The 12475-nt window shown below is 59.4% G+C and carries 12 protein-coding genes; 5 read left to right on the top strand and 7 right to left on the bottom strand.

The window, feature by feature from the left end; genetic code table 11:
* Positions 1-19 precede the first annotated feature (19 nt).
* On the bottom strand, positions 20-1156 hold the full coding sequence (gene nspC / locus WCX72_RS05830) for a carboxynorspermidine decarboxylase (RefSeq protein ID WP_345971367.1): 1137 nt from the start codon (positions 1154-1156) through the stop codon (positions 20-22).
* A gap of 28 nt (positions 1157-1184) precedes the next feature.
* On the opposite strand from nspC, the gene WCX72_RS05825 reads away from it, so the two are divergent.
* A complete protein-coding gene (locus WCX72_RS05825; RefSeq protein ID WP_345971366.1) occupies positions 1185-2165 on the top strand; it encodes a glucosaminidase domain-containing protein in 981 nt (326 codons plus the stop codon).
* On the opposite strand, the gene WCX72_RS05820 is transcribed toward WCX72_RS05825, so the two are convergent.
* A complete protein-coding gene (locus WCX72_RS05820; protein WP_345971365.1) occupies positions 2107-3291 on the bottom strand; it encodes a saccharopine dehydrogenase family protein in 1185 nt (394 codons plus the stop codon). The genes WCX72_RS05825 and WCX72_RS05820 overlap by 59 nt on opposite strands.
* A gap of 130 nt (positions 3292-3421) precedes the next feature.
* Here WCX72_RS05820 and WCX72_RS05815 point away from each other — a divergent pair, with 130 nt between their 5' ends.
* From WCX72_RS05815 to WCX72_RS05800, 4 genes are read left to right on the top strand one after another with little or no spacing between them, the layout of a single operon-like run.
* Positions 3422-5074, top strand: a complete 1653-nt coding sequence (locus WCX72_RS05815) for a Na/Pi symporter (protein WP_345971364.1) — start codon at positions 3422-3424, stop codon at positions 5072-5074.
* Positions 5075-5116: 42 nt separating this feature from the next.
* Positions 5117-5557, top strand: a complete 441-nt coding sequence (locus WCX72_RS05810; protein ID WP_345971363.1) for a RimK/LysX family protein — start codon at positions 5117-5119, stop codon at positions 5555-5557.
* The gene (gene rimK / locus WCX72_RS05805) at positions 5554-6465 is read left to right on the top strand and encodes a 30S ribosomal protein S6--L-glutamate ligase (RefSeq protein WP_345971362.1); all 912 of its coding nucleotides are present in this window, start codon (positions 5554-5556) and stop codon (positions 6463-6465) included. The genes WCX72_RS05810 and rimK overlap by 4 nt, the downstream gene beginning before the upstream one ends.
* 13 nt (positions 6466-6478) lie before the next feature.
* Positions 6479-7522 carry a succinylglutamate desuccinylase/aspartoacylase family protein gene (locus tag WCX72_RS05800; protein ID WP_345971361.1) on the top strand — a complete coding sequence of 348 codons (1044 nt, stop codon included), beginning with the start codon at positions 6479-6481 and terminating at the stop codon, positions 7520-7522.
* 7 nt (positions 7523-7529) lie between these two features.
* Here the strand turns inward: WCX72_RS05800 and WCX72_RS05795 are convergent, their stop codons facing one another.
* From WCX72_RS05795 to WCX72_RS05775, 5 genes are read right to left on the bottom strand one after another with little or no spacing between them, the layout of a single operon-like run.
* Positions 7530-8579, bottom strand: coding sequence for a peptidase M42 (locus WCX72_RS05795; RefSeq protein ID WP_345971360.1), 1050 nt, complete (start codon positions 8577-8579; stop codon positions 7530-7532).
* Positions 8576-9391, bottom strand: coding sequence for a polyphosphate kinase 2 (ppk2, locus tag WCX72_RS05790; protein WP_345971359.1), 816 nt, complete (start codon positions 9389-9391; stop codon positions 8576-8578). The genes WCX72_RS05795 and ppk2 overlap by 4 nt, the downstream gene beginning before the upstream one ends.
* 15 nt (positions 9392-9406) lie before the next feature.
* Complete coding sequence (locus WCX72_RS05785; RefSeq protein ID WP_345971358.1) at positions 9407-10345, bottom strand: alpha-L-glutamate ligase-like protein; 939 nt, start codon at positions 10343-10345, stop codon at positions 9407-9409.
* Positions 10342-11880 carry a UUP1 family membrane protein gene (locus WCX72_RS05780; RefSeq protein ID WP_345971357.1) on the bottom strand — a complete coding sequence of 513 codons (1539 nt, stop codon included), beginning with the start codon at positions 11878-11880 and terminating at the stop codon, positions 10342-10344. The genes WCX72_RS05785 and WCX72_RS05780 overlap by 4 nt, the downstream gene beginning before the upstream one ends.
* Complete coding sequence (locus tag WCX72_RS05775) at positions 11877-12431, bottom strand: RimK/LysX family protein (RefSeq protein ID WP_345971356.1); 555 nt, start codon at positions 12429-12431, stop codon at positions 11877-11879. The genes WCX72_RS05780 and WCX72_RS05775 overlap by 4 nt, the downstream gene beginning before the upstream one ends.
* Positions 12432-12475: the final 44 nt, after the last annotated feature.

The following is a 12475-nucleotide window of genomic DNA, read 5'->3' as shown; positions in this document are numbered from 1 at the left end:
CTTCAGGGTAAGAAATCGGTCAGGAGAGACGATCGCGGTAGGTTTCGTATCCGAACCGCTTGACGATCTCCATCTGCCCGTTTTGCCGCAATATGGCCAGTGAAGGAAGCTGCACGCCGTTGAAGGTCGTGTTTTTGACGAAGGTGTAGTGGATCTGGTCTTCGAAGACAATCTGGTCCCCTACTTGCAGCGGCGCATCGAAGGCGTAGTCTCCCATGATATCGCCCGCCAGACAGGTATTGCCGCCGAGACGGTAGGTATGAGGTTTTTCCCCGGTCTCGGCAGCATCGCGCACCTCGGCGCGGTACGGCATGGCCAGTGTGTCGGGCATATGCGCCTCGGCGGAGATGTCGAGGATGGCGATGTCCATCCCGTTATGCACGATGTCGAGCACCGTCGCGACCAGCGGACCGGTCTGCCAGCCGACCGCTTCGCCCGGTTCCAGGTAGACCGTGATCCCCTTATGGCGCTCGCGGAAAGCGCGTATCACCTCGATCAGGCGCTCGACATCGTAATCGGCGCGGGTAATGTGGTGCCCCCCGCCGAAATTGATGTACTCGAGCCCGTCGATGTAGGCACCAAACTTCGCTTCGAAGGCTTCGAGGACCCCTTCAAGGGCATCGACGTTCTGTTCGCAAAGCGCATGAAAATTCAGCCCGTTGAGTTTTGGAAGCTGTGCCGCGTCAAAATTGGCCGCCGTCGTTCCCAGACGGCTGTAAAGCCCGCAGGGGTTGTAGAGGTCGACCGGCGACGAGGAGTACTCCGGGTTGACGCGCAGGGAGACGGAGAGGCCCGGATTGACGCTTTTGACACGATCATAAAAACGCGCCAGCTGGTCCGGGGAGTTGAAGACGATATGGTCGGAGATCGCTGCGATCTCATCGATATCCCGCTCTTTATAGGCGGGGGAGTAGGTATGCACCTCTTTATTCATCTTCTCCCGCGCCAGCTTCGCCTCATGCAGGCCACTGGCGGTGCACCCCTGCAGATAACGTCCGACAAGGTCGAACGTCGACCACATCGCAAAGCCTTTGAGCGCCAGGATGATCTTCGCGCCGCTCTCGCGCTGGACGCGATCGAGCAGCGCGAGGTTCGATGCCAGACGCGCCTCTTCACAAATATAAACCGGTGTTTCAACGTCATAATACTTTTTCATCGTGTTACTTTTTGATATAATCCCGTCCATGCAAAAATTCATACTGGGTGTCGCGGCCATCGCGCTTGCCTTCACCCTCTATTCACTCTACGATATTATAACCTCTTCCCCCGCCGAAAATGAACCTGTCAAGGCCCCGAACGGGACCGAAGCGGTCACGGCCAACCTCGAACTGCACCCGGAGCAGAGGCTGAGTACACGCGAGAAAAAAGCCCGTTTCATCCGCCAGATCCTCCCCGCGGTGCAGGCGGTCAAAGCCGAACTCGATGCCGAATACGCCCGGGCAAAAATGTTGATAAACAAACCCGGGCGCACGACCGCTGAAGAGGCGTGGCTCCAGGAGCAGATGCAGCGCTACAACGTTGCCGGGTATCCCTGTCTGCTGCGCAGTATGCACACGCACCCGATCAGCCTCGTTATCGCCCAGGCGGCACTGGAGACCGGGTGGGGAAGTTCGCGTTTCTTCAAGGTGGCCAATAACGTTTTCGGGATCTGGTCGTATAACAAGCATGAGCCAAGGATCGCCGCCTCGGAGCAGCGCGGCGCCAAGACGATCTATGTGAAGAAGTTCGCCACCCTCAACGACGCGATCCGCGGCTATTTCAGGATGATCGCCAAGGGATACGCCTACAGCGGCTTCCGGCGCGCACGCTACCAGACCGACAACCCCTTCGAGCTGCTGCGCCACCTGCGCCGCTACTCGGAGCTGCGCGACGAATATGTCGCCCGCCTCTACTACGTCATGAAGGCCAATAAGCTCTACACCTACGATTCGCCCTCCTACGCGCCGATCGCGCTGGTCGATATCGTTCCGGAGTATGTCGCGCAGAAGATGGAGGAAGCCGCGAAGAAAAAAGCGTCTGAACAGCAGATGTGCGCGCTCAATGAAGTCAAAGTGGAGGGGGAAGAGAAAGAACCGGTCCCCTGCGAGGAGGAGCCGGAGACGAACCTTACGCGTCCAGCTCCTGGACTTTCCACGGTAAGCCCTGCGCGTTCATTTCGTCCATAAACGGGTCCGGGTCGAACTGCTCCATATTCCAGACCCCCTTCTCATACCACTTTTTCTCCAGCATCAGTTTCGCGCCGATCATCGCCGGGACACCCGTCGTGTAGGAGACGCCCTGTGATTTAACCTCGGCGTAGCACGCCTCATGGTCTTTCACCTGGTAGATGTAGACCTTGCGTTTTTTGCCGTCTTTGAGCCCTTCGGCGACGATGCCGATGTTCGTCTTGCCCTTGGTACGCGGCCCCAGGCTCGCCGGATCGGGCAGCAGGGTACGGAGAAACTCGATCGGGACGATCTTCTGTCCCTGATGCTCCACCGGTTCGATACCCAGCATCCCGACGTTTTCCAGGCACTTCATGTGGGTGAGGTAGCTCTCGCCGAAGGTCATGAAGAAGCGGATACGCTTGAGCCCCTTGATATGCTTCACGAGCGACTCCATCTCCTCATGGTAAAGGAGGTAGCTCTCCTTGGGACCGACTTCGGGGTAGTCCCAGCTCATATGGATCTGCATCGGGTCCGTCTCGATCCACTCGCCTTCTTCCCAGTAGCGTCCCTTTGCACTCACCTCGCGCAGGTTGATCTCCGGGTTGAAGTTCGTTGCGAAAGGATAGCCGTGGTCACCGGCATTGCAGTCGAGGATATCAATGGTATGGATCTCGTCGAAGTAGTGTTTCTGGGCATAGGCGCAGAAGACGTTGGTCGCGCCCGGGTCGAAGCCGCTGCCCAGCAGCCCCATGATCCCCGCCTGTTTGAATGCCGCGTCGCGGGCCCACTGCTCCTTGTACTCGAACTTCGCTTCGTCCGGATGCTCGTAGTTGGCCGTATCCAGGTAATCGACACCCGTCTCGATACAGGCGTCCATAATGGAAAGGTCCTGATAGGGAAGCGCCACGTTGATAACGATGTCGGCCTTGACCTTTTTGATGAGGGCAGCGGTCTCTTCGACGCTGTCCGCATTGACCTGTTCAATCGCGACGGCACCGACCGGGAGTTCGTCCGCAATCGCCTTGCAGCTCTCGAGTCTGCGGCTCGCCAGGACAATCTTTGTAAACGTTTCGCTGTTCATAACGCACTTGTGCGTCACCACGCGGCCCACGCCGCCCGCACCGATAATCAATACAGTAGCCATTCTTCTACCTCGTCAATAAATTCACCTAAAATAGTAACCTATTTCCGTTTAAGCAGCCCCCGAAAACAGGACGATTGTCGCCGGAGCGTAATCTTGCTATACTGTCTTAAATCGTGGAAAAAGGAGCGGTATGCCGTCATTCATCCTCTGGGTGGAGGCGTTCTCCGGGCTCGGTCTTTTCCTCTTCGGGATGCTCTTCCTGGAGAGCGAGATCCGCCAGTCCGCCGGCCATGCCTTCAGAAGCATCGTCCAGCGTGCGACCGGTACGCCTCTGCGCAGCCTGATGACGGGGCTGGGCGCGACGGCCGTCTTTCAAAGCTCTTCCGTCGTCACCCTGATGGCGCTGTCGCTCGTCGGGGCGCAGCTGATGAGCCTGGGCGGGGCGATCGCCGTCGTTTTCGGCGCGAACCTCGGCACCACCGTCACGGCATGGATCGTTGCCCTGGTCGGTTTCAAACTCGACATCCGTCTGCTCTCGTACCTGCTGATCGGCATCGGGGGTCTTGGCAGCGTGCTCGTCTCCTCGGACAGCCGCTGGAAAAAACATTTCGGCGTCATGGTCGGTTTCGGACTGCTTTTTCTGGGCCTTGAAGGGATGAAGGGGAGCTTCGGCGGCTTTGCGGAGACCTTTGACCTCACGGCCTTCCAGACCTGGCACCCCTACTGGTTCGTGCTGATCGGCTTTGCGCTTACCGCGCTGATCCAATCCAGTTCCGCCGCCATCGCCATCGCCCAGAGTGCCCTTTATACCGGCATTATCGGTTTCCCCGCCGCAGCGGCTTTCGTGGTAGGCGCCAACCTCGGGACAACGGTCACCGCCATTCTCGGCGCCCTCGGCGGCACCTCCGACAAGAAAAGAACGGCACTGGCCCACGTGCTTTTCAATATTTCGACGGCAGCAGCGGCACTGCTGCTTATGGGCGCACTGATATGGGGGATAGACCGCTTCGCCGCCGGCGCGGACGGCGTCGTCAAGATCGCCCTCTTCCACACCCTGTTCAATCTGCTGGGCGTCCTGCTCTGGTACCCTTTTATCCCTCTGCTTGAACGTCTCTTGATGCGGACGTTCAAAAAAGAACCGCTGCAGGTAACCAAGTGGATCCACAAAGTGGCGGTCACGGTCCCGGACATGGCGATAGACGCCCTGAAAAACGAAGTGACGACCCTGTCACAGCGGGTCGAAGAGTTCGCCCTGCTCGCCATCGACATCCCGCCGCCGAAAGCGTTTGAGGCGGGGCTCTCCGTCGACAAGCTCCTCGAAGCCCCGCCCAAGCACTTCGACATCGCTTTTGACCGGCTCTACTCGAATATCCGCCGGCATGAGGGGGAGATCTACCGCTACATCATCCTGCTCGCCCCGAACTGCCCCCAGCAGGAGCAGCAGGTGCAGCTCCTTGCACTGCAGCGTACCATCGCCTACCTGGCCACCGCGGCCAAGGCGATCAAAGATATGCTTTACGACATCGAACGTCTCTACGATGCCGCGTCGCCCGAGGAGCAGTCCTTTTACAAAGACCTCCGTTACCAGATCCTCAAAAGCGTCCTGGCCTATCATGCCGTCGCCCAGGGTGCCGAAGCGGAACGCGAAGTACTGGAGGAGACCTACAGGCGGGTGGCCAACTCCTACAAAAACAGCATGGAGGTCATCGAAGCCATTGCCAAAAACCCTGCCATCCCTTCGGAGATGACGACAATCACCGTCAATGCCCTGCACCTGGTCAAGAGCTTTACCAAGTCCCTGAGAAACGCCCTGCCCAAGGGGCCTCTTCTTAATCAATCATGACCTATAATGGTAGAATTAAACTTTGATACAAGAGTAAACCACATGAAGCAGGATAAACAGGTTATCGGCTGGCGTGAACAGGTTGGACTCCCGGCACTGGGCGTCAACGCCGTCAACTGTAAAATCGACACCGGGGCCAAAACGTCTGCCCTCCATGCCTTTTACGTTGAGGCGTTTGAGACGGACGGCAAACGGATGGTGCGGTTCGGACTGCACCCGAATCAAAATGATACGGAGACGGTCGTCGAATGCGTTGCCGAACTCTTTGATGTACGCACCGTCAGCGATTCCGGCGGTCACCGGGAAGAGCGCTACGTCATCCTGACGCCGATCTGCATCGGAAATGTAACCTTTGACGCCGAAATTACCCTCACCAACCGCGACACGATGGTGTTCCGGATGCTGCTTGGCCGCCGTGCCATGGAAAAACGTTTCATTGTCGATCCCGATGCCTCTTATCTTACCGGGGAGCCCGCCGAATGAAAATTGCCATCCTTTCACGCAACAAGAATCTCTATTCGACCCGCCGCCTCGTCGAAGCGGCCCAGGCACGCGGACACGAGGTCGAGGTCATCGACACCCTGCGCTGTTACATGAACATCACCTCCGAGCGGCCGTCGATGCACTACAAGGGCGAAGACCTCGTCGGGTTCGATGCCGTTATTCCCCGCATCGGGGCGTCGATCACCTTTTACGGGACGGCGGTACTGCGGCAGTTCGAGGTGATGGGACTGCACCCGCTGAACGACTCCATCGCCATCAAGCGCGCCCGTGACAAGCTGCGCTCCCTGCAGCTGCTGGCGCGCAAAGGGGTCGGGATGCCGGCAACCGGCTTCGCCCGCAATCCCGACGACATTGATGACGTACTCGACATGGTCGGTGGCGCGCCGGTCGTTATCAAACTCCTCGAAGGGACCCAGGGGATCGGCGTGGTCCTCGCCGAGACGAAAAAGGCCGCCGAGAGCGTTATCCAGGCCTTCATGGGGCTCAATGCCAACATCATGGTCCAGGAGTTCATCAAGGAGGCGGGCGGTGCGGATATCCGCTGCCTTGTCATCGGCGACAGGGTCGTCGCCGCGATGAAGCGCCAGGGGCCCGAGGGGGAGTTCCGCTCCAACCTGCACCGCGGCGGCAGCGCCAAAGTGATCAAGATCACTCCCGACGAACGCGCGGCCGCCGTTGCCGCGGCCAAAGCAATGGGGCTGCAGGTTTGCGGCGTCGATATGCTCCGTTCCAAACGCGGCCCGCTGATTATGGAGGTCAACTCCTCCCCCGGGCTCAAGGGGATCGAAAGCGCCTCCGGCAAAGACATCGCCGGTCTCATTATCCAGCACCTTGAAAAGGCCAGCAGCAAGCCCCGCGCCAAAAAGCCGAGACTTTCACCAATGTAAAGGGGATGACGCCATGTTCGAGATAGCAGGAATTTCCGTCGCCAGGGGGGAGCGCAAAGTCATTCCCATCCCTCTGCCCGCCCTCTACTCCGAAAAACGGATCGATATGCCGGTCGAGGTCGTTCGGGGAAAGCGCAAAGGTCCGACCCTGTTTGTCAGTGCAACCGTCCATGGGGATGAACTCAACGGTATCGAGATCATCCGCCGTCTGCTGCAGCTCCCCCAGCTCGCCAAACTCCGCGGCACCATCGTGGCCGTTCCCGTCGTCAACCCCTACGGCCTGATCCAGCATTCGCGCTACCTCCCCGACCGCCGCGATCTCAACCGATCCTTCCCCGGCATGCAGAAAGGAAGCCTCGCCTCCAGGGTCGCCAAGATCTTCATGGACGAGATCGTCGACAAAGCCGACGCGGGAATCGACCTGCATACCGGCGCCGTCCACCGCTCGAACTTCCCGCAGGTACGGGCCAACCTCGACGACGAAAGGACCCTGGCAATGGCCGAGGCATTCCGTGCGCCTGTGCTGATGCACTCCGCGCTTCGCGATGGTTCGCTGCGCGAAGCGGCCGTGGAAAAAGGGGTGCCCATACTGCTCTACGAAGGGGGAGAAGCGCTCCGCTACGACGAGCTCTCCATCCGCACCGGGCTGAAGGGGATCGTCCACGTCATGCGCCATCTGGGAATGCTGCCGAAAACCACCTATACCCCCAAAAAGCTGCCGACCGTCACCGTCAGCAGCAGCAAATGGCTTCGATCGCCCCAAAGCGGGCTGATGCGCAGTTTCAAAGCCCCGGGAAGTTTCGTCAAAGAGGGTGAACTGTTGGCGCAGATCGACGTGCCGCTGCAGCAGGAGGTGATCGAGGTCTATGCCGAATTCGACGGGGTCATCATCGGACGCCTGGAAACCCCCCTGGTCTACGAAGGGGATGCGATCTTTCATATCGCCACCAAGGAGAAGGCCCATACCATCTCCCACTTGGAGGCCCTGGAGGCCCTGGACGAAAGTGCCGTCGGCGAAGCGATGCCCTCTCTGCTGCAGGACCCGCCTCTGATCTGATCGCCGCCTAAAGGTAGAGATCAGTGAGCAGCTGCAGCATCTTCTTGACGGATTCCGTCCGGACCGTCTCCGAGACGGTATGATACCCGGTCGTCGGCAGTTGCAGCGTCGTCCCCTGGAGCGTTCCCTCCGCGGCCAGCCGCCCCATCTCCGTACTCCCCAGTGATGCCGCCGTTCCTCCGGAGGCCATCAGCTTGGCGTTTTGCGCCTCGATATAGCGGTCTTTGAAACTGTAGCGGATGCCGAGAGTTTCACAGCGCGCGGCGATCTCCTCCGTAAATGCCTCGTTGAAAGAAGCGTTCGCATCCCGGTAGCGCAGCACCAGGTCCTGCGCATCGGCCGTTTCTCGGTCGGGGAAAGGACTGGTGTCGAGCACCAGGAGCCGGTCCGTCTTCCCGTCGAAGCGGCGGTACCACTCCAGCACGAAACGCCAGCTTTTGCCTGCCTCCTCCTGTGCGGTGAAAAAAGCCGTCCCCTCGTATCCGCAGCGGTAAAGATGCAGGATCAGCGCCGCGCTGATGACGTTGTCAAGCTGGGCCGAGAGCATCCCCCCATTGATCCGGAGCGAATCGACATAGGCGACCGGTGTTCCCGGCAGCAGATACTCCAGCCCTTTCACCTCGAAGATCAGGTTGTTGCGCCGCGGGCAGATGTAGGCCTTCTCGATATTGCCCAGCCCGATGTATGTACCCGACCAGGGCTGATAGGCCTGGACCGCCTGCCCCGCGAAACGTTCCGAAATCGTATTCATCGTCTGTTCCGCCACCGAGTTGCCGATCAGGTCCGCGCGGTTCTGGGTCAGGAACGCCGCGTACTGGAACTCGTTCGGCCCCGTACAGATCAGGCCGTGGCGGTCGATATGCGCCGACAAGGCCCCCGTTTCGGGGCGCCGCCCCTGCGCGAAAAGCACCCCCTCATAGAGGGTGGTTTCGATCCCGAGCTCGTCGAGTTCGCGCTTGAGCGTCAGGAAGAAGGGGTGTTCTGCACCGACGACGGAGGGGCGGCGGACAAGGTACTTCAGAGTATCGAGGAATTCGCTGAACGCCGTGCCGCTCATGATGTATATCCTTTGCCGTGCTGGTCCATCAGGTTCAACTCCTGCCGCCCTGAGAAGCAGACCTTCGGGTCCGGTGTGAGCATGAGGCTGTCGTCACGCCCTTCGTAATCGACCTGCCGCAGCAGGAGCTTCATCGTCTCGAGCCGCGCCCTGTGCTTGTCGCTGGAGCGGATAACGTGCCAGGGGGCCGCCGCGTGATCGGTCACGGTCAGCATCTGGTACTTCATCTGCGTAAACTGCTCCCACATGCTCTGCGCCTGCATGTCGATCTCGCTGAGTTTCCAGCGGCGCAGCGGATCGCTCCGGCGCTGTTCGAAACGCAGGGCCTGCTTCTGCTTGCTGACGCTGAAATAGAGTTTGACGAGGAGCGTCCCTTCCTCCGTCAGCGCCTGCTCGAACGGCACGACGTGCTTGAGGAAAAGTGCATGCTCGCGCGGGGTGCAGAACCCGAAGACCGGCTCGACCATCGCCCGGTTGTACCAGCTGCGGTCGAAAAGCACCAGTTCGCCGAAATGGGGGAAGTGTTTGATGTAGCGCTGGAAATACCACTGGGAGCGCTCCTCCTCCGTCGGTTTGCCCAGGGCGACGATGCGGTAGTGTTTCGGGTTCATGAAACGGCTGACGCTGCCGATCGTCGTTCCTTTGCCCGCGGCGTCACGCCCTTCGAAGAGCACCATCATCTTCAATCGGTTGCGTTCGATATGCTGCTGAAGCTTGATCAGTTCCGCCTGGTAAGGCGCGAGCGCCAGGTTCTCCGCGTGGATACGAAGCGCTTCATCCTGCTGCTCCGGTGTCAGGCCATACGTTTGCATTGTCTCCCTCTGACTTTATTCGAGATAGTTCATACTGTAAAGCACGCGCTCATGGGCATCCCGCGTCTGTTTTTGGCGGTCCACCGTCTCCAGTCGGCCCCGAAGCCCCATGCCGTTGGCGATCTGGATCGCCAGTCCCGGCCGGGCATTGAGCTCCAGCAGCAGCGCACCGTCGTTCTTGTCAAAAACGATGTCGGCCCCCAGGTAGCCCAGGCCCGTCATCTCATAACACGATGACGCCATCGACAGCACCGCCTCCCACTGGGGGACCCGAAGGTGGGCGAAATCGTGATGGGTATCGGGATGGTGCGTGACGGGGCGGTCGTGGATAACCGCCGAAAGCGCCGAACCGTCTTTCAGGTTCAATCCGACGCCGACGGCCCCCTGGTGCAGGTTCGCTTTCCCGTCGCTCTCCTTGGTCGGACAGCGCATCATCGCCATCACCGGGTAGCCCCGGTAGACGATGATGCGGATGTCCGGCACCCCTTCGAAACTGTAATTGGCGAACATCGGGTCGAAGGCGACGACCTTTTCGATGATCGCCGTATCGTACCGGCCGCCCAGCGAGTAGAGGCCGCTGAGGACATTCGAGAAGTGTTTGCGCAGGTCCGACAGGGAGAGCGCATCGCCGCTGGCTTTGATAAAGGTATCGCCTTCGCGGTGGGTGATGACGACGATCCCCTTCCCGCCGCTGCCGTAATCGGGTTTGACGACAAAACTGTCGTAGGGGGCGAGGATGGTGTGCAGGTCGCGCAGCTGGGACTGGCGTTCGATGGTCGCATAAAGTTCCGTCACCGGTACCCCCGAAGCGGTGGCCAGCTCTTTGGTCATCAGCTTGTTATCGACCATCGGGTAGAGTTTGCGGGGATTGTAGCGGCCGATCAGTTCGATATTGCGGTAATTCATCCCGATGATGCCTTTGCGCCGCAGCGCGCCGAAGGTCACCAGTTTCATCGCCCGGCCATCGGTGCGAAACGCACCAGTTCTGAAAGACGGTAGCCGGTGTAGCGGCCGATCAGGATGACCATGGCCAGGACGAGCAGCTGCAGTTCGGGGAAGGTAAAGGTCAGGTGGCGCACAAAGTCGTTATCCATCGCAAAAGAGGCGGCGATCGCTACGATCAGTGAACCGCCGACCTGGGTCAGCGCCTCCCGCGCCCCGCTCTCCTCCCAGAGGATCGACATCCTCTCGATCGTCCAGGAGAGGATGATCATCGGGAAGAAGGTGATCTTGAGCACTTCGTCGATCCCGAGTTTGAAACTGATGATGCTCATGATCGACATAATGCTGATCACGACGATGATAACGGCGGATATCCTCGCCACCAGCAGCAGCTGGAGCCGGGAGAGGTAGCTGCGTACGATCAGGCCGCTCGCGACAATGACGAAGAACATCGCCAGACCGCTGATCAGCGTCGTCTGAATAAAGGCGAGGGCAAACAGGACGGGCATGAAGGTCCCCATGGTGCGGATCCCGATCAGGATACGGAAGATGACGACCACCAGTGCGCCGATCGGGATCAGCAATAGCTGCTTGAAAGCGTTTTGCTGGGAGCTCGGCAGGGTGTAGAGCGAGAAGTTCAGGAAATCGTTACCCTGACGCAGCATTTCACGCTTGCTGAGCATCGAGGCCGCGACTTTCGCCTCGCTGACCGAGAAGCGCAGCCGCGCTTTGGCAATCCCCTTTGTCGTCATCATTGCCCGGTTGCCGAGTGACCAGACAAAGAAGTTCTCCGGCAGCGTGATCTGCCCCGACTTGAAGCTGAAATAGCCCGTCTCGTCCGTCCCTTTCACCTCCAGCAGGGTCACGGCCCGCCGTTTTTTCTGCCCATCCTCGAGCATAATACCGCGCACCTTGCGGAAGGGAACCTTTTCCCGTGCCAGCAGTGCCATGACCAGGGAGGATGTCGTCTCGTTCTTCTTCGCCAGGAGCTCTTTGACCGCATCGGTCGGCATTTCGGTGTTGAACATATCGATCAGCTGTGCCGCCAGGGAGATCCCATCGGCCGAATGCTCCCGCGCGAAGTTGAGGATCCCCGCCGCCGCGGCCTGTTCCGATGCATCCCAGAACTGTGTGTCGTCATATGCGGGGGACGTATCCCACATATCCTTGCGTTCCTGAGGCTCGTAGAGCGGTTCGGGCGTAACCCTAACTTTATAAAAGAGCTTGCTCTTGTCGTCAAACTGCCGTTTCGTCCAGTGCAGCAGTTCCCCGTCCTGCATGGTGGCAGTCGTCATGCCGAACTCGCCGGCTTCCCCCTCCCGCTCAAGGATCTTCATACCCGGCTGCTGCGACGGGAGACGCAGCGAGACCGACGCAGCACTGCCGGTACCTTCCAGGTCCACTTCCGCCGTGACCGTAAAGACGGAACGCTTGTCATGGGGCGTGACAGGAACACCCAGGTACACCACCTTGTACCAGGAGACGAAGAGCCCCGCCATCGCCAGCAGCATGACGATCATCAGTACCTGAAAACGTGACGATATCACGGGGTTTCCACCAGCTCTTTGATATATTTTCGGCTGACATCGACAATGAAGTGATCATGCAGGAAATTGACGCCGATAAGGATCTTGTATTTGAAGTTGCTCCGGTCGGTCAGGGTCACCTCGACCGCCTGGGTCACATCGCTGAGGGTGAGTTTAAGCATCACGACCGCCCGGCGCTGCGACGGGGCGCCGTGCTGTTTGATCCGCACGAAACGCACGACCTTGGCACGGATCGGTTTTCCGTTGACGTTGAACAGGGCCCAGTCCTGGCCGTCTTCATTGATGACCTGGAGGTCCTCCGCGCCGATGGAAGTCGTATTGGCACCGGTGTCAATCCTGCCGTCGAGGACAAAGCCCCCCGGTTCGACAAACACCTTCTCCACCTTCCCGATCACCTGTTTCGTGCCGATCTCGCCCGCGTCCGCCTCTTCATCGCTCCAGCTCACTTCGGCCGGTTCGACGACAGGGGGCTGCTGCGCGGCCGTCTCCGCAGCCGCCAGCGCACTGAACGCCACTAAACATAAGATCGCCAGGAAGGTCCGTTTCTTCAAAATACGCCGCTCACTTTCGTAGCCAAAAAGGCATTTTTGGTTTA

Source organism: Thiomicrolovo immobilis (genome assembly GCF_039645955.1).
In the GTDB taxonomy this organism is placed as follows: Bacteria; Campylobacterota; Campylobacteria; order Campylobacterales; family Sulfurimonadaceae; genus Thiomicrolovo; species Thiomicrolovo diazotrophicus.
The sequence above is the reverse complement of the archived record's forward strand: the minus strand, read 5'-3'. Positions and strand labels throughout refer to the sequence as shown.

Excerpts from the sequence above, each read along its gene's own strand:
- nspC (WP_345971367.1), bottom strand. The coding sequence starts at position 1,156 with ATGAAAAAGTATTATGACGTTGAAACACCGGTTTATATTTGTGAAGAG.
- WCX72_RS05815 (WP_345971364.1), top strand. The coding sequence starts at position 3,422 with ATGCCGTCATTCATCCTCTGGGTGGAGGCGTTCTCCGGGCTCGGTCTT.
- rimK (WP_345971362.1), top strand. The coding sequence starts at position 5,554 with ATGAAAATTGCCATCCTTTCACGCAACAAGAATCTCTATTCGACCCGC.
- WCX72_RS05810 (WP_345971363.1), top strand. The coding sequence starts at position 5,117 with ATGAAGCAGGATAAACAGGTTATCGGCTGGCGTGAACAGGTTGGACTC.
- WCX72_RS05785 (WP_345971358.1), bottom strand. The coding sequence starts at position 10,345 with ATGAAACTGGTGACCTTCGGCGCGCTGCGGCGCAAAGGCATCATCGGG.
- WCX72_RS05800 (WP_345971361.1), top strand. The coding sequence starts at position 6,479 with ATGTTCGAGATAGCAGGAATTTCCGTCGCCAGGGGGGAGCGCAAAGTC.
- WCX72_RS05795 (WP_345971360.1), bottom strand. The coding sequence starts at position 8,579 with ATGAGCGGCACGGCGTTCAGCGAATTCCTCGATACTCTGAAGTACCTT.
- WCX72_RS05820 (WP_345971365.1), bottom strand. The coding sequence starts at position 3,291 with ATGGCTACTGTATTGATTATCGGTGCGGGCGGCGTGGGCCGCGTGGTG.
- ppk2 (WP_345971359.1), bottom strand. The coding sequence starts at position 9,391 with ATGCAAACGTATGGCCTGACACCGGAGCAGCAGGATGAAGCGCTTCGT.
- WCX72_RS05825 (WP_345971366.1), top strand. The coding sequence starts at position 1,185 with ATGCAAAAATTCATACTGGGTGTCGCGGCCATCGCGCTTGCCTTCACC.